The organism is Candidatus Poriferisodalis sp. (genome assembly GCF_965208555.1).
Taxonomy (GTDB): Bacteria; Actinomycetota; Acidimicrobiia; order Acidimicrobiales; family Poriferisodalaceae; genus Poriferisodalis.
In genome coordinates this window covers 3187777-3211148 of the sequence record NZ_OZ242342.1, presented here as the reverse complement: position 1 = coordinate 3211148, position 23372 = coordinate 3187777, and the positions used below count along the sequence as shown (strand labels likewise).

General features: G+C 67.1%; 18 protein-coding genes and 1 pseudogene. 11 read left to right on the top strand and 8 right to left on the bottom strand.

Going from position 1 to position 23372, the window contains the following annotated elements; all coding sequences use genetic code 11:
• Positions 1-12: 12 nt before the first annotated feature.
• Entirely contained in the window at positions 13-1200 is a 1188-nt protein-coding gene (locus tag ACOGXE_RS14725) for a hypothetical protein (protein WP_419931648.1), read from the bottom strand.
• A gap of 194 nt (positions 1201-1394) precedes the next feature.
• Positions 1395-2519 (bottom strand): type I restriction endonuclease, encoded by a 1125-nt coding sequence (locus tag ACOGXE_RS14720; protein ID WP_419931647.1) that lies wholly within the window; start codon positions 2517-2519, stop codon positions 1395-1397.
• A gap of 143 nt (positions 2520-2662) precedes the next feature.
• On the opposite strand from ACOGXE_RS14720, the gene ACOGXE_RS14715 reads away from it, so the two are divergent.
• Positions 2663-3922, top strand: a complete 1260-nt coding sequence (locus tag ACOGXE_RS14715; RefSeq protein WP_419931646.1) for a DUF222 domain-containing protein — start codon at positions 2663-2665, stop codon at positions 3920-3922.
• Positions 3923-4193: 271 nt separating this feature from the next.
• Here the strand turns inward: ACOGXE_RS14715 and ACOGXE_RS14710 are convergent, their stop codons facing one another.
• The 5 genes from ACOGXE_RS14710 to ilvD all read right to left on the bottom strand — a co-directional run bounded on the left by ACOGXE_RS14710 (position 4194) and on the right by ilvD (position 10282).
• On the bottom strand, positions 4194-4697 hold the full coding sequence (locus ACOGXE_RS14710) for a hypothetical protein (RefSeq protein ID WP_419931645.1): 504 nt from the start codon (positions 4695-4697) through the stop codon (positions 4194-4196).
• A gap of 780 nt (positions 4698-5477) precedes the next feature.
• Positions 5478-6230 (bottom strand): dihydropteroate synthase, encoded by a 753-nt coding sequence (locus ACOGXE_RS14705; RefSeq protein ID WP_419931643.1) that lies wholly within the window; start codon positions 6228-6230, stop codon positions 5478-5480.
• A 47-nt stretch (positions 6231-6277) separates the two neighbouring features.
• Positions 6278-6826, bottom strand: coding sequence for a thioesterase family protein (locus ACOGXE_RS14700; protein ID WP_419931642.1), 549 nt, complete (start codon positions 6824-6826; stop codon positions 6278-6280).
• A complete protein-coding gene (locus ACOGXE_RS14695) occupies positions 6823-8361 on the bottom strand; it encodes an MFS transporter (RefSeq protein WP_419931641.1) in 1539 nt (512 codons plus the stop codon). The genes ACOGXE_RS14700 and ACOGXE_RS14695 overlap by 4 nt, the downstream gene beginning before the upstream one ends.
• Positions 8362-8446: 85 nt before the next feature.
• On the bottom strand, positions 8447-10282 hold the full coding sequence (gene ilvD, locus ACOGXE_RS14690; protein WP_419931640.1) for a dihydroxy-acid dehydratase: 1836 nt from the start codon (positions 10280-10282) through the stop codon (positions 8447-8449).
• Positions 10283-10365: 83 nt separating this feature from the next.
• Between ilvD and serB the strand changes: the two genes are divergently transcribed.
• The 10 genes and pseudogenes from serB to ACOGXE_RS14640 all read left to right on the top strand — a co-directional run bounded on the left by serB (position 10366) and on the right by ACOGXE_RS14640 (position 21905).
• Positions 10366-11676: a phosphoserine phosphatase SerB gene (gene serB, locus ACOGXE_RS14685; RefSeq protein ID WP_419931639.1), complete on the top strand. Its 1311-nt coding sequence runs from the start codon at positions 10366-10368 to the stop codon at positions 11674-11676.
• Between the two features lie 135 nt (positions 11677-11811).
• A pseudogene (locus ACOGXE_RS14680) lies at positions 11812-12120 on the top strand (ArsC/Spx/MgsR family protein); the annotation flags it as partial.
• Between the two features lie 27 nt (positions 12121-12147).
• A complete protein-coding gene (gcvT, locus tag ACOGXE_RS14675) occupies positions 12148-13293 on the top strand; it encodes a glycine cleavage system aminomethyltransferase GcvT (protein WP_419931637.1) in 1146 nt (381 codons plus the stop codon).
• A 56-nt stretch (positions 13294-13349) separates the two neighbouring features.
• Positions 13350-16292, top strand: coding sequence for an aminomethyl-transferring glycine dehydrogenase (gene gcvP, locus ACOGXE_RS14670; protein ID WP_419931636.1), 2943 nt, complete (start codon positions 13350-13352; stop codon positions 16290-16292).
• A 9-nt stretch (positions 16293-16301) separates the two neighbouring features.
• Entirely contained in the window at positions 16302-17018 is a 717-nt protein-coding gene (locus tag ACOGXE_RS14665; protein WP_419931635.1) for a hypothetical protein, read from the top strand.
• The gene (locus ACOGXE_RS14660; protein WP_419931634.1) at positions 17015-17938 is read left to right on the top strand and encodes a nucleoside hydrolase; all 924 of its coding nucleotides are present in this window, start codon (positions 17015-17017) and stop codon (positions 17936-17938) included. Before ACOGXE_RS14665 ends, ACOGXE_RS14660 begins: the two co-directional genes overlap by 4 nt.
• Positions 17938-19077, top strand: a complete 1140-nt coding sequence (locus ACOGXE_RS14655; protein WP_419931633.1) for a glycoside hydrolase family 3 protein — start codon at positions 17938-17940, stop codon at positions 19075-19077. The genes ACOGXE_RS14660 and ACOGXE_RS14655 overlap by 1 nt, the downstream gene beginning before the upstream one ends.
• Positions 19078-19171: 94 nt before the next feature.
• Positions 19172-20257 (top strand): selenide, water dikinase SelD, encoded by a 1086-nt coding sequence (gene selD / locus ACOGXE_RS14650; protein WP_419933534.1) that lies wholly within the window; start codon positions 19172-19174, stop codon positions 20255-20257.
• 8 nt (positions 20258-20265) lie between these two features.
• Positions 20266-20919 (top strand): hypothetical protein, encoded by a 654-nt coding sequence (locus ACOGXE_RS14645; RefSeq protein ID WP_419931632.1) that lies wholly within the window; start codon positions 20266-20268, stop codon positions 20917-20919.
• A gap of 8 nt (positions 20920-20927) precedes the next feature.
• On the top strand, positions 20928-21905 hold the full coding sequence (locus ACOGXE_RS14640; protein WP_419931631.1) for an isopenicillin N synthase family dioxygenase: 978 nt from the start codon (positions 20928-20930) through the stop codon (positions 21903-21905).
• Positions 21906-21920: 15 nt separating this feature from the next.
• Here ACOGXE_RS14640 and ACOGXE_RS14635 read toward each other — a convergent pair whose 3' ends face one another.
• Positions 21921-23354, bottom strand: coding sequence for a mycothione reductase (locus ACOGXE_RS14635; protein ID WP_419931630.1), 1434 nt, complete (start codon positions 23352-23354; stop codon positions 21921-21923).
• Positions 23355-23372 lie beyond the last annotated feature (18 nt).

Below are 23372 nucleotides of genomic sequence, written 5' to 3'. Positions count from 1 at the left end.
CGCTCTGGTCTTTCAGTCTTCGACTAGAAGCGTGACATCACTGCCCCATTGCAGGCCCGCCAGCTCCGTCATCTCGCGCATGAGCCGCTGATGGTCCTCAGCTGACTGGTGTACGTGCAAGTACCACCCAGGCTGCCTTGGAACCTCCTGGTAGTACTTTGCGCGCTCACTCTGCAGTATCGGATCAGACGCTTTCACTGCTCGAGGGTTCTTCATCCCCGGCCTAGCGAGCGCAGCTAACTCACCGAGTAGGCCGCCATTCAGGTTCTGCAACTCCGACGCAAGCAAGAGGTGTACACGTTTGTACACGGTCGCCTCGTGCTCCGTGCCCTGAATCCGAATGCCGCGCAAATTGCCTGATCTATGGATCGGCTTGGGAGCTGGGCCATCCCGGGGCGGCTTCTTGGACACGGGGCCATCCAACTGCTTTCGCCACTTCGTCACCGCTGATTTCATTCCCGAGGTCACATCCGCCGGTGCGGCACGCAGCCAAGCAAGAACATCGCCGTACAGGATTGAGGTCCCTGGATCCGCGGAAGATTGCCGCAGAAACGTCTCAGCATCTTCGCGCCAAGGCCTTGACCCGGTCGCCTGTTCAGCGCTCTCAATGAGCAAGTCCCTCAGCAGTTCATCTGGTTCGGACAGCAACGCATTCCAAGCCACTGGGAGCGCCTTGCGGCCTCGTTCACGATTGAGGATGTCCGCAAGGCGCTTTTCGGCATTGGATTTCGCCTTGCCCCTGACAACTTCCTCGCGAGACAAGTACCGCTCCATGTCGGCCGCCATCGCTGCGAGATCACGGCTCTCTTTGATCTCGTGGTGACAGAAACGACGCTCGGTCGGTTCCCCAGCGGCCATGCTCAGGTACAGGTCCCATACGTTGCCGTCGGTCAGCACCAGCAGAGGAACGCCCTTGTTGTTCGCATATCGGAAGAGCTGGTCTTCGGCCTTGACACTGAGATTGCCTTGCTTCTTGGCCTCTACAAATACGAGCGCGGAGCCATTTGGCCCGAAGAGTGCATCATCGACATTTCCCGTGCCCACTGCGTACTCCACCAGCCACTGACTCGGGTCCGCAGGGTCCCAACCGAGCGCGTTCAGCAGCGGAGCGATGACAGCAGAGCGCACTTGCGCCTCGTTGGTGAGCGCACCGGAGGCAAGCGTCTCGCGAGCCTTGGTGAGTGCGTGTTCAAGCCCCACTGGAACCTCCCGGCACACCATCGACCGCCCGGCTTCGGCAGGAATCGTAGATCACGGGTTGACACGCCGGATTTGGGCAGGGCCGCTGGCTGCTGACGCTGTCCGCCGTTGGGGTACCTCTCAATTGCCGCTGGGTCGCTGGCGGACGGGCATTGCTTCCAGCGGAGATCCAGCGGGACGAGCGCCGTAGCGCATTAGAACCATTGGAGGCGCTCGAGCAGCGCTTCCACGATGTCCTGCTTGGTACGACTGCGAAGTTGGAAAGGCAGGCGCTTCGCCAATTCCCGAAGCTCATCCATCCGCATGTCCTCGAGGCACGCTCGCTCGTCGTCGTACTCCACCGCGGCCTCGTGAATCTCGTCGACGGTTGCCACCCAGCCGTCGTACCGGTTCTGCGCGTTCAGGACGAATGCGATCTCGCTGTCTGCGTCTCCCTGATGTGAGTCGTGCTCCGTGGGCCCGTCCACCCCCCACTCCTCGGTCCACCATTCGATGACATCGGACATCTCGTCCGGAAGCAGATGCTCGAGTTCATCCCGGGTGTAGTCGGTCCTGGGTAGGTCGTCGGGGAAGAGCTCGTCGTAGATATATGGCCGCAGCGGCCCTTGTGTCGGATCGTCCCCCACCAACGCAGACTTGGACTGCGTGCGCAGAAACTCGTTGACCTCGCGGGCGGCTGGCCGTCGACCTGCGTCTCGTTCGGTCTTGTCGGCTAGCCGTGACCGCACCGCCTTGTCGCCTGAATCCAGCAACTTCTTCCACGCAATCAGCATTTGGTGCATTCGCTCAGCGCGCGCCTTCTCTCGCTTCAACCGCGCTTGGGCCGCCCGAAGGGCGCTGCCGTCTAGCACCGCCGTTCGGTCGAGGAATCTGCGAAGGTCCGATGCCGCTTCCTTGAGACGATCCGGTTCCGTCAGTGTCAACCGCAAGAATCGACGCTCGGATGGCGGCCCGGGAGCGCGGAGCACAAAGAAGTCCCATGTCTCACCGTCGGTGAGCAGCAGGAACGGCACATGCTGGTATCGGGCGTAGTGGAACAACTGCCGTACCGCGTTGTTGTACCGAACCCGGTCCTTGAGGTGACCCTGCTTCTTGGCCTCGACGAAGACCACGGGGCTGCCGAGCTTGTCCAGAAGTGCCTCGTCAACTCTTCCCTTGTCGGTCCTGAATTCAGCCCGCAGGTGCCTCGAATCGGAATCGTCCCACCCCAAGCTGCGCAGGATGGGGCGCACCACCTTGACCTGCACGTTTGTCTCAAGTACCAAATTCCCCGGTGACAGCTCCTCACTCACCTTGATGAGCCGTTCTTCCAACTCCATGTCGACCTCCCAGCACCGTGCTGGATCCCCCGATGCCGGCTGGGATCGTAGGTCAGGTTCGTTTCCATTCGGCCGTGTCGGATGAGGGTCCTCGGCATCTATCGGCATCTATTCGTGTCACAGCCCCCTCGTACTTTTGTTCCATGGCAAGCGGCGACAAGGGCCCCGAGGCGGCGAAGCCCATGGCGGTGTCTGGTGACGGCTGTCCTTGCGCTTCTGCGTCGGGTGGGGTGCGGGTGGATGCGGTGGATGTCGGCGAGTTGTGCGGTGAGGGCCTGCGGGCTCGGTTGGGTGAGATTGCTCGGGCCGAGTCGCGGTTGGCGGCGATGAAGGCCGACACGTTGGGCGAGATCGCTCATCGCAGCGGCGATGGTGCTGCTGCTTGGGCCGCGACCGACGCGCTGGCGGTGTCGGGCCGGCGGGCACGCGGCGAGGTGCGTGACGCGGTGAGGCTCGGCGAGTTGGATGCGACGCGGGAGGGGCTCGCTGCGGGCTCGGTTCCGGTGGGCCACGCGCAGTTGATCGCCCGCGCTGCGGGCGACGCGCCGATCGATGAGGCGTTCCTGGCAGAGCGGGCCTCCCGTGAGGGTCATGACGAGTTCCGTCGCACCGTTGCCCGCCACGTAGCCGAGGCCAACCAGGATGACGGCGCATCGGTGCTCGAGCGGCAGCGCCAAGCGCGCAGCGGCAAGATTGTCACCCGCCAAAGCGACGGCATGACCGTGCTACACCTCGAGGTCGATCCGGTAACTGGAGCCCGGCTGAGCACGGCGATCGCGGCTGCCGAGCGACGGCTGTTCAAAGACGAAGATCCCACTGCGCCGCGCACTCCCCCACAGCGCACCGCGGACGCGATCGCCCAGCTCATCTGCGAATCAGGCGCCAAGCGCCCCGCCGGCGCATCGCTGATCGTCGTCGCCGACTACGACACCCTCAACCACCAGCTCACCAACGCACGCCTCGCAGATGGCACACCCATCCCCATCGGAGAGATCGCCAAGCTCGCCGTCGACGCCGAAGTGCTTCCCGCGATATTCGAAACCACCAACGGCGACCTGCGCATGGGACGCAGCCGCCGCACCGCCACCGACCTCCAACGCGCCGCCCTTGCACTGCGCGACAAGGGCTGCGTGGGATGCGGCATCGCGCCCGAACGCTGCCAGCACCACCACATCGACCACTGGCAGCACGGCGGACACACCGACTACACGAACCTCCTCACCGTCTGCCACAACTGCCACAACGCCAAAATCCACCAACAAGGCCACACCCCCCACTGGCACCCCGGCAGCCCCACCGTTTCCGGCCAAGCACCAGACCCCGGCCACTACACACTCCAACCACCCACAACACCCACCAACAACATCGACAGCGAAACCGGGCCACGAGCACCCCCACGCTGACCGCAGGGGGCGCCGCCCCGGCCTCAAGAAGTGTCTGGCAGTTATGACGGGCGACCGCCGCCACCCCCACAATGGACCCGGCCGGGCAACCCATGGTCGGCGAGGCGGTCGGCAGCAAGCAAACGCCCTGACTCGAACGAGGGCGGGATGCCGGAGTAGACGGGGCCTAACTGGGAAGACCGTGACTGGCTGTCGCTCACTCCGCACCACAAGCACGTACGAGTCGCCCTCGAACCTGCCGCCGGCTGACGTCGCCGGCCGTCGGCTTCACTTACGGAGTCGGCGGATCAACGGCAAAACCGTCGAGAAGATGCGATGACGACTCGCTGTCGAATGTCGCTTCGCGGTTCAGGCGCAGGCAGTCGTCTGTCACGATGCTCACCGCCTCGGATGCGCCGGTGAGCGGGAAGATGACCCTTTCCGGCACCAGCTCCTCGGGTTCCGCGTCCTCGCCGTCAGGCAAGACAGTCATCTTGGCTTCGAACCAGAGCTCGTAGGGGCGACCGAAACGGACCCCGTTCGCGTCGCCGAAGAGCACCAGCCGTGCGTCTTGCCCCCCGATGAGTTCATCCACCAAGTCGTCTGGCGCGAATGCAACCCGTACCGGATGGGGACCGCCGCTGGGCTGTTCCACAATCGCTTCGGCATCGTCGTCTGAGTCGAGACCGCCGAGCGGCTCCTCGGCCGCCTCGGCAACGCCATCCGCATCGAGATCACCGAGCAGCTCCGCGATCGCATCGCCAGCTCGGTCCGCGTCGAGAGGGCCTGTCAGCAACCCGTCTTCTGGTTCTGTCCAAGGAGACGGGCTTGGAGCCGGGACCTCCCAGTCCACCCACGGATCAGATGCATATTGAGTGATGGGAAGCACCCAGTACCGCATGCGGACATCAGTGATCTCACCTGCTCCAGCGAAGGGCGGCAGTACTGCGAACACATGCATCGCATGCCGGCGCGGTCCGACCCACCTGCACACCAGACCGAAGGCGGTCGTCGGTCCTTCCGTGACGTAGGCCGCGCAAGAACCGTCTCGGATTCTGGTCACGGTCCAATGGCCGTATTCGGCTTCGGCGCATGCGGTCAGATCGCGGTGCTGCGCGGCGACTCCCCGGGAAGCGTTGGTGGTTCGACGAGGCGCTCCAGGCTCGTGATCAAACCCGCCGGCCTCATCGACAGCCTCACCGACTGCGCGCAATGCAGCGACGGCGTCAGTGACCTGGTTGTCGCCGGACAAGGCGGCCAGCGCAGTGTCAAGTTGCGGGATGATGACCAGAGGCGACGCCTCGGAGGTGGCAGGGACCTCAGCGGAAGCACTTGCTTCGTCAATCGGGAGCGAGTCCGCGCTGTTACCCCCCCCCCCCCCCCCAATAGGCCGCAACCAGCGAGGAGAGCGGTGACGGTAAGCGTGGGAACGGCAGCTCGCCTCATGGCGTTCCCGGAGGCGTTCATCAAATGCCGGGTGAGTTGGCCGAGGGCGTCCGCATGCCTCAAACAATAACCACGATTCTTCCACACAATCTCCACTGCATTGGCAGCACGGCAGCCCCGCGAATCTGCTCTAGCTGGCTGCGGTGAGGGCGGCGTAGTGCTCGCGGACTTGGGCGGGGCGGTGGGCTCGGACGTAGTCGGGCTGTTGTGAGAGGGCCAGGTCGAGCAGCTCGAGGCGGTCTGGGGTCTGCAGCCACGGCACCGGCACGTACAGGGGCAGGTCGAAGCGGCGCAGTTCTCCGAGACCGCGGTAGATGGCTCGCTGGTAGGCCGCTCGTTCGGGCCAGTCCATGTCGTGGGGGCCGAAGCCGACGCCGCAGTCGAGCAGCAGCCGCTGGGTGACGCCTGCTTGGCGCAGCCGTTCGATGCGCGACGCGAACCACTCGACCATCACTGTGACGGGATCGCCTCGCACGTCGCGCACGCTGCGGAAGTCCCGCCCCAGCATGAACGGCAGCACCACCGTCACGCCGCGCTCAGCCGCTATCTCGACCATCTCCGGCGACTGCAGAGCGTCGCCGGCATTCAGCACCGTGGCCCCTGCGTCCAAGGCACGACGCGCTACATCTGCTTTGCGGGTGTCGATCGCCACGTCGACGCCCAGCGACAGCAGCCCGCGCAGCGGTCCCTCCACACGCTGCCACTCGTCGCCAGCACTCACCTCGTTGCTGCCGGGCGTGGATCCCTCGCCTCCGAGGTCGAAGTGGTCGGCACCCTCGGCCAGCAGCTCGGCCGCTCGCGCAACGGCTTCGGCACAGCCCTGCACGACAGAGAAGTCGGCCTTCGAGTCCGGAGAGGCGTTGACCACGCCGAAGATCTCCACGGCCGCAACCTAGTCAGAGCACCGCGGCACTGACCCGAGTCGTCGGCTCAGGCGAGGTCTGGGTGCAGCGAAGCCTCCGCCGAGGGCCGGACGTTGATGACGTGGCCGACTTGGGGCGGCAGCGGAAGATGCTGATGCGCCTCCCAGATCTCGCCCAGCCGCCGGTATGGCTCATCGACCATCGGCCCGACGCGTCGAGTCGGCCCGTCGATGTGCAGTGACATGACTTCGCAGGTGGCGACGAGGTAGTCGTCCCGGGTCTGGGTCATGGCCTGAAATGCATGAATTCGCTTACGGTCGAAGCCCAGCAGCTGAACCGAGATCACGTACGGCTCGTCCGGCCCTATCTCGCGCACGTAGGTGATGTGGTTCTCTGCGGAGAACGTGGTGATGTCTCGAACCTCTCGGTGCGCTGTGCCCAGACCGATGAAATCCATCCACGGAGCGATGGCGTCGTCGAACGCCACCAGGTAGTAGCCGGCGTTGAGGTGGCCGTTGTAGTCGATCCAGCCCTCCTGAACGATCCCGTCGAGCACTTCGACCGGCGCCCGGGAGACCGCGTCAGTCGGCTGCGGGCTCAGAGTCTCAACGCTCATGACTGTCCGTTCGGAGAGATGGTCTCATCGGCAACCGGCCAGAAGACCTCGGGCGGGGCATCCCGCAAGGCGGCAGAACGCGGCCGTGACATCGCAACCATGAGAGCGTCGTGCAACGGGCGCGCTCTCGGGATCGCCGCGGACGCCGACGACGACGCTGTCGCATTCGCGGTCAGCGGCGGTCGCTGCACGGATCTCGCCGCCGCCGGGACGGGTGCCGTCCCCGGTGATCGCACCGGAGCAAGCGGCCGCGGTGGCGCAGCAGTTCGCGGAGGCGTAGGTGACGGCATCCCGCCGGGCCCGATGTAGGTCGGCAGTGCCAGTGGATGCCGGGTCAGCGGCAGGAGCACCAGGACACCGGCAAAGGCAATCACACCCACCATCAAGATGGGCACCCCTGCGCCGCCGCTCGCGTCGTGCGTGAAGCCGAGCAATGGCGGGCCGATCAACGCGCCTGTACCGGAAAAGAAGAAAAAGATGCCGACGACCGCACCGATGTTCGCCAAACCGAACAGGTAGGCGGTGACATCGCCCAGCAGCGCCACGAATCCGCCGTAGGAGACGCCGAGCACGGAGGCGAATACCACCAGCAGCACGTACTTAGTTCCGGGCGCGTCGACCCGCGTGGTGATGAACCAGATGGCGTAGGCCACCGGCAGTCCGCCGAAAGCGATCTTCAGCAGGCGGATCGACCCCAGCGGCCGCGCCAAGCTGGTCAGCGCGAGCCGACCCACAATGCTCGACAGGCCGACCACGAACACCAGCCACCCCGCCGCCAGCTCTGCCACCCCGTCGTCGATGGAGAACGGGATGATGAGCCCGATGGTGCCGATCACGGCGATCGTGAAGAAGATGCCGGAGGTCCCCATCTGCCAGAACGTCGCAGTCCTCACCACCAGCGACAGGTGACGGCGGGGGCTGCCGACATGCACCCGAGGCGGCTGGCGAATGACCAGCAGCCCGAACACGAGAATCGCGGCGGCGATCACGGCCAGCCAGCGCATGCCGACACGCCAGCCGTACTCGGCGAGAAGCCGCTGCGCGAACGGGACATAGATCATCGTCCCGAGGCCCGAACCGGTCGCCACCAAGCCTTGGGCCATGGCCCGGTGCTTGTCGAACCATGTGGCCGTCAGGGCGAACAGCGGTGCATTGAACAGCCCGCCGCCGAATCCCAGCCCGATTCCGTACAGGACATACCCGTGCCACAGCACCGTCACCTGCGAGGTCGCCACCAGCCCCCCGACGAACAGCGCGCCGCCGACGATCAGCAACGGCACGATGCCGAACCGGTCGTAGAGGCGGCCCGACACCAGAGCGCTGCCGAAGTACAGGAATACCGTGATGCCGAACACGATCGAGATCGGACCCAGGCCGGTGTCGAACTCCTCAGCCATGTCGTTGGCGAAAGCCGTGAAGCTGTAGATGCTGCCGAAGCCGGCCATCACGACAATCGCAGCGCCGCAGGCCGTCACCCAGCCGCGCGCTGAGTCCAAGTGGACCGCGGGCCCCTCCGCGGTGTCGACAGCACTCACCGCTGCGAGGCTACGGCGCGGGCATGGCCGGTGCGGAGGGAGGCTTCAGTTCGGCTGCCCGTAGCTGGAAGATGTACGGGGGGACTCAGCCGAGCAGCGACAGGTCGCGCACCGCGCCCCGGTCGGCGCTGGTCGCCATGGCGGCGTAGGCCCGCAGGGCCGTGCTGACCTGGCGTGGCCGGGCCTCCGCCGGCTGCCAGCCTGCGGCGTCCTGCGCGACACGGCGCCTTTCCAGCTCGGCATCGTCAACAGCCAGGTTGATCGTGCGGTTCGGGATGTCGATCTCGATGATGTCCCCGTCTTGCACCAGCCCGATGAGCCCGCCCGACGCAGCCTCCGGCGAGACATGGCCGATCGACAGGCCTGACGTGCCGCCGGAAAATCGGCCGTCGGTGACCAGCGCACACGCCTTGCCGAGCCCTTTCGATTTCAGGTACGAGGTGGGGTACAGCATCTCCTGCATGCCGGGGCCGCCCTTGGGGCCCTCATAGCGCACCACCACGACGTCACCGGCCACGACCTCGCCGTCGAGAATGTGCTCGACCGCTTCGTCCTGGCTTTCGACCACATGAGCCGGGCCGGAGAACACCCAGATGGACTCATCCACCCCGGCGGTCTTCACCACGCAGCCGTCGGGCGCGAGGTTGCCGTACAAGATGGCCAGCCCCCCGTCGGCGGAGTATGCGCTGTCGACCGAGCGGATGCAGCCGCGGTCGCGGTCGAGGTCCAGCGTGCGGTAGCGCTCGGATTGGCTGAACGCCACCTGCGTGGGGATGCCCGCCGGACCGGCCCGGAAGAACTCGTGGAGCGACGCATCATCGTTCGTCGCCACGTCCCAGCGGGAGATGGCATCGAACATGGTCGGCGAGTGCACGGTCGGCACCTGGTTGGCGATGAGCCCAGCCCGATTCAGCTCAGCCAGGATCCCCATCACGCCGCCGGCGCGGTGCACGTCTTCGACGTGGAAGAACTCCGATGCGGGCGCCACCTTGCAGATGTTGGGCACCTTGCGAGACAGCCGGTCGATGTCGGCCATCGTGAAGTCAAGCTCCGCCTCTTGGGCGGCGGCCAGCAAGTGCAGGATGGTGTTGGTGGAACCGCCCATCGCGATGTCGAGCGTCATCGCATTCTCGAACGCCTCGAAGCTGCCGATGGACCGGGGCAGCACCGATTCGTCGTCCTCCTGGTAGTAGCGGCGGCACAGCTCCACCACGAGGCGCCCTGCCTCCAGGAACAGCTCACGACGGTCTGAGTGGGTCGCCACCACGGTCCCGTTGCCGGGCAGCGACAGGCCGAGCGCCTCGGTGAGGCAGTTCATGGAATTGGCGGTGAACATGCCCGAGCACGAACCGCACGTGGGACAGCCCGACCGTTCCATCTCGGCCACGTCCTCGTCGCTGACCGAATCGTCGGCGGCTACCACCATCACGTTGATGAGGTCCACCTTCTGCGTGGCCAGCTTCGTCTTGCCGGCTTCCATCGGGCCGCCTGAGACGAACACGGTGGGGATGTTCAGCCGCATGGCGGCATTCAGCATGCCCGGTGTGATCTTGTCGCAGTTCGAGATGCACACCAGCGCGTCAGCGCAGTGGGCATTCACCATGTACTCGACGGCGTCAGAGATCAGATCTCGCGACGGCAGGCTGTAGAGCATCCCGTCGTGGCCCATGGCGATGCCGTCGTCGACGGCGATGGTGTTGAATTCCTTGGCCACGCCCCCCGCAGCCTCGATCTCACGCGCGACCAACTGGCCGAGGTCTTTCAGGTGGACGTGGCCGGGCACGAACTGGGTGAACGAGTTGGAGATGGCGACGATCGGCTTGCCGAAGTCCTCGTCGGTCATGCCGGTGGCTCGCCACAATGCTCGGGCCCCGGCCTGATTTCGGCCCGCTGTGGAGGTGACAGATCGGTAGCTCGGCATGGGTTCAGCCTACGCCCCGGCCGCCTGTTCGCTTCACCTGAACGCCCGTACCCGAGTTTCCGCCCGCACCGCCGCAAGGGTCCATGTTCTGCATTCATGACGGCCATTCATGGCACGATCTTGGCCCGATTCGAGGGCGAAGTAGCCTGCGCAAACCAATGGACCCGGATGACCAGGCAGCGCCGAGGGACACGATCCTCATCCGGGTGACCGGCCCCGACGGCCCGGGCATCACCACCGACCTGCTCAGCCTGCTTTCGAATGCGGGCGCTGACGTACAAGACATGGAGCAGGTCGTCGTCCGCCGCCAGCTCACCCTCGGGCTCGCGATCACGGTGCCTGCAGGCCGAGACCTGGTCAAAGAAGTGCTGCTGTTCGGCTACGAGCGGGGCTTGGAGATGAACTTCGAGGTCGTCGACGCCACGCCGACCCGGCACGCGGAGCGCCTCGTGGTCACTGCCCTCGCTCCCGAGCTCAAGCCGGCGGACCTGTCCGTCGTGACCGGCGCCATCGCCACCAGCGGCGGGAACATCGATCGCATTCACCGGCTCTCACGCTTCCCGGTCTGGAGCTACGAGTTCCTGGTCGAGGGCGCGCAGGGCGACAAGCTCCGTACCGATCTGATCGAGGTGGCCGCCGATCGGCGCATCGACATTGCCGTCCAGCCACACGGCCTGTCACGGCGCTCGACCCGCATGATCGTGATGGACGTCGACTCCACGCTCATCCGCAACGAGGTCATCGATCTGCTGGCCGCGGAAGCAGGGCACGAGGCGCGCTCGGCCGAGCTGACCGCAGCCGCGATGGCCGGCGAGATCGATTTCGAGACGTCCCTGCGGCAACGGGTGAGACTGCTGGCCGGCCAGCCTGAGGGGATCATCGAGGCCGCGATCGTGCACATGTCGCTGACGCGCGGCGCCCGCACGTTCGCCCGCACGCTGAAACGACTGGGCTACAAGGTCGCAATCATCTCCGGCGGCTTCACGCACTTCACCGATCACCTAGCGCAGCGATTCAAGTTCGACCACGCCTACGCCAATGTGCTCGAGATCCGCGACGGCCGGCTGACCGGCGAAGTGGTCGGCGATGTGATCGACGCAGAGGCCAAGGCGCGGCTGCTGCGGCAGCTCGCGTACATCGAGGGCGTGCCGCTGGAGCAGATCGTGGCAGTGGGCGACGGCGCCAACGACCTGCCCATGCTGACCGCAGCCGGGCTCGGCATCGCCTTCAACGCCAAGCCGGTCCTGGCCGAGTCGGCCGACGCCACCGTGAACGTGCCCTACCTCGACGCGATCCTGTTCATGCTGGGCGTCACACGCGAAGAAGTCGAAGCCGCCGACGCGTCGACGACCCCGCTGAGCGCTGAGCGGCCGCTGTCGAAGCTGTTGCCCTGAAGTGTGCTGCCACGACAACTGCTGCAGTGACATTCATGCCCGCATGTCCAATGTTGGGCGGCTCGCGCAGGTAACTTCGGCCCCATGGCCGAGGTGACCATCTATCACAACCCGCATTGAAACTCGTCCCGGAATGCCTTGGCGGTCGCCGAGGAAGCTGGAGTCGAGACCGACGTCGTCCTGTACATGAAGACGCCTCCCGACCGGGAGACGCTCGAGCACTTGGTGTCGATCCTCGAGGATCCCGTCGAAGACCTGGTGCGCAAGGACTCGCAGTTCAAGAAGCTGGGGCTCGACGCCGACGACTACGTCGGCAATGCCGAAGCAGTGGTGGACCTGCTGAGCCGGCGCAAGGCGCTCATGCAGCGCCCGGTCGTCGTGCGCGGCAACCGGGCCATCGTCGGACGTCCAAAGGGTCGCATTGCCGAGCTGCTCGCCGACTGAGACGCACCGGCAGAAATCCCTGAGTCGATGATTGACCCAGGCACCGGGGGCCTTCGCACCCCGCTGTTCGACCTGCACACCGAACTCGGCGGCCGCATGGTCAACTTCGGCGGCCATGCGCTGCCGATGCGCTACGGCGACGGCACGGTAGCCGAGCACCGCTCGACCAGGACCGCCGCCGGCATGTTCGACGTGAGCCACATGGGCATCGTCGAACTGCACCCTGCGGACGGTGGTGAGCTCGGCGATGCCGCGATCTGGCTGGAACAGTGCGTGCCGGGGTCGATCGTGAATCTGGCACCTGGCCGGATGCGCTACACGCTGTTCACGACAGCAGCGGGCGGGGTGCTCGACGATCTCATCGTGTCGAACCTCGGGAGTCACCTGCGCATCGTGGTCAACGCCGTGCGAACCGAGGCCGATCTGGACATGCTGCGGCGCGCCAACGGCGGCAGCGACGACGGCAGCGTGCGCATCACGGTGCGCACGGATCTGGCGCTGCTGGCGCTGCAAGGCCCCGCTGCCGTGCAGGTCGTCGCCCGCTGGGCCCCTGCGGCCGCCGATCTGGCGTTCATGTCGACAGCCACCATGTCGATCGACGGCGTCGAGTGCGAGGTCGCACGCTGCGGCTACACGGGCGAGGACGGCTTCGAAGTCGCCGTGCCTGCTGGACAGGCGCCACAGATCGCAAGGCTGCTGCTGAGCTCCGCTGAGGTCGCCCCCGCAGGGCTCGGTGCTCGCGACACGCTGCGACTCGAAGCAGGCCTTCCCCTGGTGGGCCATGAGCTCACCGAGGCGACGACGCCGGCTGAGGCCGGCCTGGGCTGGTCGATACCGAAACGCCGGCGCGCCGAGGGCGGCTTCCCCGGCGCTGACGTCATCGTGGCCCAGCTGACCGCAGGGCCGCCGCGACAGCGTGTGGGCGTCTCGGCCGATGGTCGCCGTCCGATTCGTGACGGTGCCGTGCTGACAGATGCCGGCGGCAACCAGGTCGGCATGGTCACGAGCGGCGGGTTCGGGCCGACAGTCGATGCTCCCGTGGCCATGGCCTACGTGGGAGCCGAGCACTCGGCCGACGGCACTGAGCTGTTTGCCGAAGGCCGCAAGGGCCTCGAGCCGTGCCATGTGGCCCCGCTGCCGTTCACCGAGCACCGCTACTGGCGGCCGGCGTGATGGACAGCCGGATCGAGGAGCGTGATCAGGAGTCGTGATGAGAAGAGGCGCTGGGAATGAGTGAACCCCATGTAGGTACGAACGCAGGCGGCGAATTCGCATCGCGTCACATCGGCCTGCGGCCCGACGATGTCACCGCCATGCTCAAGCGACTCGGGTTCAGCTCGCTAGGTGACCTCGTCGACGCAGCGGTTCCCGCCGAAATCCGGCTCGACGAGCCGATCACACTCGACGGCATCGACCGCCCCTTGACCGAAACGGAAGCCACCGCTGCGATGCGCTGGCTGGCGAACGCCAACACACCGGTGCACTCGCTGATCGGGCTCGGCTATTACGGCACGCTCACCCCGGCGGTCATCCGGCGCAGCGTGCTCGAGAATCCGTCGTGGTACACGGCCTACACGCCCTACCAGCCCGAGATCTCCCAAGGTCGGCTGGAGGCGCTGCTCAACTACCAGACAATGGTCTGCGATCTGGTGGGCATGGAGATCGCCAACTCATCGCTGCTGTGCGAGGGCACCGCAGCGGCCGAGGCGATGGCCATGGCCCGCCGCATCACACGCAGCGGGCCGGATCGGTTCTTCGTCGATGCCGACTGCCATCCCCAAGTCATCGACGTCGTTGCAACACGCGCCGCCCCACTCGGCATCGACATCGTCGTGGGCGATCCCGGCACCGAATTGCGGCCAGCCGAGGTGTACGGGGCGCTGCTGGCATTCCCGGGCAGCAGCGGCGCCGTCCGCGACCTTCAACCAGTGATCGAGACCCTGCACAGCACCGGTGCGGTCGCCGCCGTCACCGCCGACCTGCTGGCGTGCTGTGTCCTGCAGCCGCCCGGCTCGGTGGGCGCCGACATCGTGGTCGGCAGCTCGCAGCGCTTCGGCGTGCCACTGGGATTCGGCGGACCGCATGCGGCGTTCCTGGCTACCAGCGAGCAGCATCGGCGCTCGATGCCCGGGCGTCTCGTGGGCGTCTCGGTCGACGCGGCCGGCCGACCCGCGTACCGGCTGGCGCTGCAGACCCGTGAGCAGCACATCCGGCGGGAGAAGGCCACCAGCAACATCTGCACCGCACAGGTGCTGCTCGCGGTCATGGCCTCGATGTATGCGGTCTGGCACGGCCCCGAGGGCTTGGCCGAGATTGCCGGGCGGGTGCAGCGCCTGACCGCAGCGCTCGCTGCCGGCCTGCGATCCATAGGGTCTGGCGGCACGCCACGCGGCACGTCGGGCCGGTTGTCGGTGCACAACCACACCTTCTTCGACACGCTGACGGTGGAGGTTCCCGGCGCCGCCGATCTCGTGGTGGATGCTGCGCTCGCGGCGGGCTTCAACCTGCGTCGCGTCGATGCCGACACGGTAGGTGTCTCGCTGGACGAGACCTGCGACGAGGCGACGGTGGCGCACCTCCTGGACGCGTTCGGCACGCTTCCGGACGACCGGATTCCCGATGTCGGCACGGTGGCAGGGCTGGCCGCCTCGGCGCCGTCGGGGATAGCCGACGGGCTGCGGCGCACCAGCGAGTACCTCACCCATCCCACCTTCAGCGCCTACCGCTCCGAGACCGAGATGATGCGCTACCTGCGTCGTCTTGCCTCGTTCGACGTCGCTCTGGACCGGTCGATGATCCCGCTCGGCAGCTGCACCATGAAGCTCAACGCCGCTGCGGAGATGACCCCGGTCACCTGGCCGCAGTTCGCTGACATCCATCCGTTCGCGCCTGCCAACCAGTGGGAGGGCTACCGGCAGATCATCGCCGACCTCGAGCGATGGCTGGCAGCGGTCACCGGCTACGACGCAGTGTCGTTGCAGCCCAACGCCGGCTCCCAGGGCGAGCTGGCCGGGCTGCTCGCCATCCGCGGCTACCACGACGACCGTGGCGACACCCACCGCACGGTGTGCCTCATCCCCTCCTCAGCGCACGGCACGAACGCTGCTTCCGCCGTCATGGCCGGCATGCGAGTCGTGGTGGTGGGCTGCACCGACGACGGCGACGTGGACCTCGACGACCTCGACGCCAAGATCGCTGAGCACGGCGATCAGCTCGCGGCGTTCATGGCCACCTACCCCTCCACGCACGGCGTCTACGAGGACGGCATCCGGCAGGTCTGCCTGAAGGTGCATGAAGCGGGCGGGCAGGTGTACGTGGACGGCGCCAACCTCAACGCCCTCGTGGGCCTGGCCGCACCGGGCACCTTCGGCGCCGACGTCAGCCACCTCAACCTGCACAAGACGTTCTGCATTCCCCACGGCGGCGGCGGGCCGGGCATCGGGCCGGTGGCATGCCGGCTGCACTTGGCGAAGTACCTGCCCAACCATCCGCTGGCGCCCACTGCCGGCCCCGACACAGGTCCGGGAGCCATCTCGTCGGCACCGTGGGGCTCTGCGGGCATCCTGCCGATCCCATGGATGTACATCGCGATGATGGGTGTCGAGGGGCTCACCCAAGCCACCCAGACTGCGATCCTGTCGGCCAACTACCTGGCGTCCCGGCTCGGCGAGCACTTCCCGATCCTGTACCAGGGCCGCTACGGCCTCGTCGCGCACGAGTGCATCGTGGATCTGCGTCCGTTCTCCGAGTGGGCCAGCGTGGACGATGTCGCCAAGCGGCTCATCGACTTCGGCTATCACGCCCCCACGATGTCGTTCCCGGTCGCGGGGACGCTCATGATCGAGCCCACCGAGAGCGAATCGCTCGCGGAGATCGACCGCTTCTGCGATGCCATGGCGTCCATCAGAGCCGAGATCGACAGAGTCGCCTCGGGCGAATGGCCCGCCGGGGACAACCCCCTCGTCAACGCACCGCACGCGGCGGTCGACGTTCTCGCTGACGAGTGGAGCCACCCCTACTCGCGTACCGAGGCTGCCTATCCGGCCGGTACCGGCGTGGCGACGCTGGTCGCCGACAAATACTGGCCGCCGGTCAGCCGCATCGACGGTGCCTATGGCGACCGCAACCTCATGTGCGCCTGTCCCGACCCCCGCGCATTCGAAACCTCCTAGCGTTCGCTCATGGCGAGAGTCGATCCTTCCGTGCTGGAGATGCCGGCCGATGCCGCGGCCGGCACGATGCCGTACTTCTCCCATATCGACACGTGGCTGCGCGCCGAGATCGACGGCCTCACCGACGCTCAGCTCGACCTTGATGACCAGTCCCCCGACCGGGAGCTGATGTGGTGGTCGATCCGCCGGCAGATCAGCCACATCGCCTGGGTGTCGCTGATCTTCTCGAAGCGTCGCTGCGGGATGCTGCTGTGGCCCGACGGCAACATTCCCGAGCCCATCGTGTGGTCCGAGCACCACCAGGGGCGCAACAACAAGCACGGGCTGCGCCTCGACCCTGCGTTGTTCTGGGAGGTGCCCGATCTGCTCGACAAGCTGGACCTCGGCCTGAGCTGGATGCGCTACGTGGTGGCGTCGCATCCGATCGAGACGTTCCGGGACATGGTCGAATCGCGCCACAGCACGCATTTCTGGGACGACGCCATCACCGTTCTGCCCCGGAGGGCGTGGCACGACCCCGAAGACGAGCGCATGATTGTCAACACGCTCGAGTGCGCCGTCTGGATGCTGTTCTACGAGATGGCCTCGCACATCCGATCCATCCAGCGGATCAAGCAGATCCAGGGATTGCCCTCGGCAGTCGAGCTGACACGCTTCGGCTACCTGCGCCTGCCCCACTACTGGGGCGAGACCGACGCGCCGGCACCCAGCATCACCAAGCTGTGAGCCCGAAGATCATCCTCGACTGCGATCCCGGCCACGACGACGCAGTGGCGATCCTGCTGGCCGCTCGCGAGTGCGAGGTGCTGGCCATCACCACCGTCTCTGGCAACGCGCCGCTGCATCTCACCACGGCGAACGCCTTGCTGATATGTCAACTGGCCGGGCTCGACATACCGGTTCACGCCGGCGCCGATCGCCCGCTGCTGGTGCCCGCAGCGCATGCGCCGCGGGCCCACGGGGCGACCGGGCTGGACGGACCGCCGCGACCGGAGGTGTATCTGGAGGCCGCAAGCGCCGATGCAGTCCGCTGCATCATCGACACGGTCAGATCGCATGACGACGTGTGGCTCGTGCCGGTGGGCCCGCTCACGAACATCGCGCTCGCCATCCGCCAGGCGCCCGACATCGTCGAGCAGATCGCGGGCATCTCGCTCATGGGCGGCGCGGTGGGAGCCGGCAACGTGACGCCTGCCGCCGAGTTCAACATCTGGGCCGACCCGCATGCCGCGCAGATCGTGTTCGGCAGCGGAGCGCGGGTGATGCGCATGGCAGGGCTCAACCTCACCCACCAACTGTGCGTCGGTCCCGAGGTCATCACTGCGCTGCGGGCAGAAGGCGGCACAGTGCCGGGCTTCATGGCGGACCTGTTCGACTTCTACCTGGCCGGCTACCGGGAGCGGGCAGGGCTGGAGGCTGCGCCGATGCACGACCCCTGCGCCGTGCTGGCGGTTACCCGGCCCGAGCTATTCACCTTCGGCACCCGGCAGGTCGACGTGGAGACAGAGGGTGGGCTCACCCGCGGCATGACGGTGGTGGATGAGCGCCCAGGCACCGACGCCGTGCCCAACTGCGACGTCGCCTACGGCATCGATGCCGTGACGGCGCTCGATCTCATCGTCGACGCGGTGCGAAGCTACGGCTGATGCGCCGCCGCTTGGCTGCACTGATCGTCCTGGCGCTGGCGGCCGTCATGGCCGCAGTTGCCTGCAGCAGCGACGAGCTTGAAGCACGAGACCTGACGCTGCCCGAGGCGGTGGGTCAGATGCTGCTGTTCGGCTTTCCCGGCACCGACGTGGAGCCTGCCGTGGCCGAGCTGCTCGACGAGGTCCGCCCCGCAGGGCTCATCGTGTACGACTACGACGTACGCAGCGGCGGCACGCAGCCGCGCAACATCGTCTCGCCCGACCAGCTCGCTGCGCTCACTGCGAGCCTGCAAGAGCACAGCGACATCGGTCTGCTGATTGCCGTGGATGCCGAGGGAGGGCTGGTCAACCGGCTCAAGCAGAAGTACGGCTTCCCCGTCGCGGTGCCCTCGGCCGCCGAGATGGGCGCCGGCGACGCGGCGGAAACGTCCAGGATCGCTGCAGAGCTGGCCCGAGAGCTCCGTGCAGCGGGCATCAACTGGAACCTGGCACCGGTAGTGGACGTCGACGTGTATCCCGACAGCCCGGCGATCGGTGCGCTGGGGCGGGCGTTCAGCGCCGATCCCGCCGAGGTGGCCGCACATGCCGGCGCGTTCGCGGACGCTATGCACGCCGAGTCCGTGGTGCCGACGCTGAAGCACTTCCCCGGCCACGGCAGCGCGGTCGGCGACACGCATCTGGGTGTCACCGACGTCACCGACAGCTTCGTGCGCGAGGTCGAACTCGCTCCCTACCGGACGCTGTTCGAACAGGACTACGCCGGCGCGGTGATGACCAACCATGTCGTCAACCGCACGCTGGACCCCTCAGCGCTGCCCGCCACGCTGTCAACGGCCGTCGTCACCGGCCTGCTGCGCAATGAGCTCGGCTTCGAGGGTGTGGTGATCTCCGACGATATGGGCATGGGTGCCATCGTCGAGGAGTACACCCTGGAGCACGCGGCGGTGCGCGCCGTGATTGCCGGTGTGGACGTCGTGCTGCTGGCCAACCAGATCCAGGACGACGAAGCCGAGCGGGTGCTGCGCGTCCGGGACGCGATCCTGGCCGCTGTGGAGTCGGGCGAGATCCCCGAGGAGCGGATCTACGAGTCGGCGCAGCGGGTGCTGGAGCTGAAGCGCCGGTACGGCTTGCTGGACTGAGGGGCGTGGGGCCCAGACGGCCACCTCGGCGCGCCACGTCGGTACCGTTGCCGCTGTGCCGACCGACAGCACACACGACAGCCCCGCGTTCAGGCTGAGCCAGTACAGCCACGGTGCGGGCTGAGCGTGCAAGCTCGGGCCATCCGAGCTGGCGCAGGTCCTGCGCCATCTGACCCCCCCGTCGCATCCGGACCTGCTGGTCGGCACCGACACCAGCGACGACGCCGCCGTGTGGCGCCTCGACGACGGCGCGCTGCTGGTGACGTCGACCGACTTCTTTGCGCCGATCGTCGATGACGCCCGCACGTGGGGACGCATTGCGGCAGCCAACGCTGCCAGCGACATCTACGCAATGGGCGCCAGCCCGCTGTTCGCCCTCAATCTGGCGGCGTGGCCCCGCGACGTGCTGCCGCTGGACCTGCTGGGCGAGGTGCTCGCCGGCGGTGCCGATGCCGCCGCTGAAGGCGGCTGGATCATCGCCGGCGGCCACACGATCGACGGGCCCGAGCCGCTCTACGGGATGTCGGTCACCGGCACCTGCAGGCCGGCCGCCGACGGCACGGGCCTGCTCACCAATGCGGACGGCCGCCCAGGGCAGGCGCTCGTGCTCACCAAGCCGCTGGGCACCGGCTTGCTCGCCACTGCGCTGAAGCGTTCCGAGCCTGAAGCGGTCGCCCGGGGCGGCACGCTGTCGGGCACCTATGAGGCCGGCGTGGTCGAGATGTGCAGGCTCAACAACACGGCTGCCGCTGTGGCCATCAAGTCCGCAGCGACGGCAGCCACCGACGTCACCGGCTTCGGACTGCTCGGTCACCTGGCAGAGCTGGCTGCGGCCAGCGAGGTGAGCGCTGCGGTAGACGCGCCGGCCGTGCCACTGCTCGCCGAGGTGATCACGCTGGCAGGCGAGGGCTTCGTGCCCGGCGGCACCGGGCGCAACCTCGAACATCTCGCTGAGCGCCTCGACGGCGGCGACGAGTTGACCCGAACCGTGCTCGCAGATCCGCAGACCTCGGGAGGACTGCTGTTCAGCTGCGATCCCGAGCGCGCCGACGGCGCTGTGCAAGAACTGCGCGACAGCGGCCACGACGCTGCGGTGATCGGCGAACTGGTCGCCGGCAGCAGCGGCACGATCGCCATCGCGGGCGCGATCACCGCGGACGCCGGCTCCGACGCGGGCTGAGGTTCACCGTGGTCGCTTCAGAGGGGACGACCAACGACACTGCGAGGACGCCGGCCGCCGCGGCACCGCCCGCGTCGGCTGCAGGCACGTCACGACGGGGCGTGTTTCCCGGCTCGTTCAACCCGCCCACGACTGCTCATCTGGCCATCAGCGAAGCCGTGCTGTCTCAGCATCGCCTCGATGTGCTCGTGTGGTCGGTGAGCCGAGTGGCGCTCGCCAAGGAGGACGTGCAGCGCCCGCGCCTCGCAGACCGGCTCACTGTGCTCGAGCGTGTAGCTGCAAATCTCGATTGGCTCGAGATCAGCGTAACTGCGGCGCAGCTGCTGTCGGAGATCGCCGCCGGGTTCGACGTCATCGTCATGGGCGCCGACAAGTGGCAACAGATCCACGACCCGGTCTTCTATGGGAACGACCCAGCACGCCGGGACGCCTCCATTGCAGCGCTGCCGACGGTGGCCATCGCAGCCCGCCCACCGCACGACTGCCCCGCCGAACTCATGCTCGACCTGCCGGGCTGGGTCGGCACCGTGTCGAGCACTCAAGCCCGAACGGCGGACCCGGCACTGATGGTGCCAGAAGCAGCTCGCTTCGACACAGAGACCGGCGCCTGGACCGATCCGACCCGCTATGAAGCCTGGCTGAGACGCGAGCAAGGAGACTGAGACGCGCAATGGATGAGATTCTCGATGTGGACCTGCTGGCCTTCGAGCAGGGTTCGGCGGCTCAGCGTCGAGCTGTGACCGAGGGCGTCATGGCCAGCCTGCGGACCGGCTTCGTGTACACAGCGCACGACCTCTCTGGCGGGCTGCTCGACGACGCCTACGACGTGCTGGGCAGGTTCTTCGCGCTCGAGGCCGAGGCGAAGATGCGCTACGTCGACGCGGAGTCCTTCGGCGCCCGCGGCTACACCGGCCGTTTGACCGAGACCGCCGCCGTCTCCGACCTGCCCGACTGGAAGGAGATGTTCAACTGGAGCGACCAGCCCCCGGCCGGCCACCCGCTCACCGTCCAGTACAAGCGTTGGTACCGGCCCTCGATCTTCCCTGATGCTGACATCGCCGACGCCAGTGCGATCCTCACCGAATTCCATCGGCGGCTCGTCGAGCTGCAGCGCCGCTTCCTGCGGGTGATCGCTGAGGGCATCGGTGCCCACGAGACCTACTTCGACCGGACGACCACCTACGGCACGCACCTGTCCCGGGCCATTCACTACCCGCCGATGTCGCACGCCCCCGGCGGCGGCAGCGAGGGCCACATCTGGGCGGATGAGCATGCCGACATCAACCTCATCACTGCCCTGCCCCGGGCGACGGTCCGGGGGCTGCAGGTGCGTACCGGGGGTGAGTGGATCGACGCCGCGCCGCCGCATGATCACGTCATCATCAACTCGGGGATCATGCTGGAGCACGTCACCAATGGCCTGATCGGTGCCGGCTGGCATCGCGTCAAGGCCGACTCCGACCAGCACGACAGCCGTCTCAGCGTGGTGCAGTTCTGCCACCCCCGCCCGTCGACCATCCTGACACCGGCGCCGTCCACGGTCACGCCAGAGCGGCCGTGCCGCTACGAGGCCGTCTCGGCTGAGGACCGGCTCGAAGAGGTGATCTGGGAGATCAACCTGATCCCCGACGCCCGCCGCGTCGAGTAGCCGGTACGGGACCAGCTAGAGCTCCAGCAGCGCGTTCTCGATGACCTCGGTGAGGGCGGGGTGAATGTAGAACTGCTCGTGGGCCATCTGATCGACGGTCTGGCCGAACGACATGCCCTGGATCAACTGCTGGATCAGCGTGGAGGCCTGCGGACCGATGATGTGGGCGCCGAGCAGTTCGCGGGTCTCTGCGTGCGCGATCAGCTTGGCGAAGCTGGCGGTGTCCTCCATTGCCCAGCCGTAGGCGGTGTGGCCGAACGGCTTGTTCGCCACTGAGATCGGCAGACCCGCTGCGCGGGCATCCCGCTCGGTGAGACCCACCGACGCGACCTGCGGGTGCGAGAACACCGCATGGGGCACCAGTCGTTCGTCCACGCTGCGCATGGGCCCGTCCGCCTGGCCCTCGGCCACCAGCAGGTTGTGCCTCAGTGCTCGTACCTGTGCGTTGGCGAGGTGCTTGAGCTGGATCTCGCTGGACAGGTCGCCGAAGGCCCACACTCCCGGCGCCGAGGTACGGAAGAACTCGTCGGTCAGCACGCGGCCGTCACGGTCGTCCACCCCCCCGAGATCGAGGGCAAGCTGGTCGCCATTGGGCACCCGCCCGGTGGCCACCAGCAGCACATCGGCGTGCACGGTCTCGGCGCGGCCGTCCCGGCTGAATTCGACGGTGTAGGTGTTGCCGTGTGCACTGGGCGAGCCGTCGGCGGCATACATGAAGTCGGCAGCTCCGCGCACGCTGGTCACCGTCGCGCCGAGTCGCAGATCGAAATGGCGCTGCGCGGCGGTGGTGAATGCCGCCGACACCTCGTCGTCCTCGGCGCGCAGCAGACGCTCGCCGCGGTTGACGACGGTGACCTCGGTGCCGAGCGCCGAGAACACGTAGCCCAGCTCGCACGCGATGTAGCCCCCGCCGAGCACGATCATCGACTCCGGCAGAGAGTCCAGCCGCATCACCGTGTCGGACGTGTGGAACGGCACGGTTCCGAGGCCCCGATAAGGCGGGATGTAGGGCCGGGCACCGGCACCGAGCACGACGTGACGGCCCGAAACCGACTCGGTGGTCCCGTCGTGCATGCGCACGGCCAGTCGCCGGTCGCTCACGAACCGCGCGTCGCCTTCGAACACGGCGATGTTGGGACACTCGCTGCCGATTCGATAGCCACGACCGCCGCCGGCAATCGGATCGATTCGCCCGAACACGCGGTCCCGGATGGAGGGCCAGTCGGCACCGTCGAAGCTCGCAGAGATGCCGTAGCCGGCCGCCGTTGCGATCGTGTCAGCCACATCGGCCGCGTACACGAACATCTTGGACGGAATGCACCCCACGTTCAGGCAGGTGCCGCCGAAGACGCCCCGCTCGACGATGGCGATCGACCAGTCGTCGAATTCGGGGCCGGGAATGGAGTTGGCCGAGCCGGTGCCGACGATGACCAAGTCGAAATCTGCCATAGGCGCAGTCAATCAGCG

Bases quoted from the DNA above. Each gene is read 5' to 3' on its own strand.
- ACOGXE_RS14720 (WP_419931647.1), bottom strand. From the start codon at position 2,519: ATGGAGTTGGAAGAACGGCTCATCAAGGTGAGTGAGGAGCTGTCACCG.
- ACOGXE_RS14715 (WP_419931646.1), top strand. From the start codon at position 2,663: ATGGCAAGCGGCGACAAGGGCCCCGAGGCGGCGAAGCCCATGGCGGTG.
- ACOGXE_RS14700 (WP_419931642.1), bottom strand. From the start codon at position 6,826: ATGAGCGTTGAGACTCTGAGCCCGCAGCCGACTGACGCGGTCTCCCGG.
- ilvD (WP_419931640.1), bottom strand. From the start codon at position 10,282: ATGCCGAGCTACCGATCTGTCACCTCCACAGCGGGCCGAAATCAGGCC.
- serB (WP_419931639.1), top strand. From the start codon at position 10,366: ATGTTCTGCATTCATGACGGCCATTCATGGCACGATCTTGGCCCGATT.
- gcvT (WP_419931637.1), top strand. From the start codon at position 12,148: ATGATTGACCCAGGCACCGGGGGCCTTCGCACCCCGCTGTTCGACCTG.
- gcvP (WP_419931636.1), top strand. From the start codon at position 13,350: ATGAGTGAACCCCATGTAGGTACGAACGCAGGCGGCGAATTCGCATCG.
- ACOGXE_RS14665 (WP_419931635.1), top strand. From the start codon at position 16,302: ATGGCGAGAGTCGATCCTTCCGTGCTGGAGATGCCGGCCGATGCCGCG.
- ACOGXE_RS14655 (WP_419931633.1), top strand. From the start codon at position 17,938: ATGCGCCGCCGCTTGGCTGCACTGATCGTCCTGGCGCTGGCGGCCGTC.
- ACOGXE_RS14640 (WP_419931631.1), top strand. From the start codon at position 20,928: ATGGATGAGATTCTCGATGTGGACCTGCTGGCCTTCGAGCAGGGTTCG.
- ACOGXE_RS14635 (WP_419931630.1), bottom strand. From the start codon at position 23,354: ATGGCAGATTTCGACTTGGTCATCGTCGGCACCGGCTCGGCCAACTCC.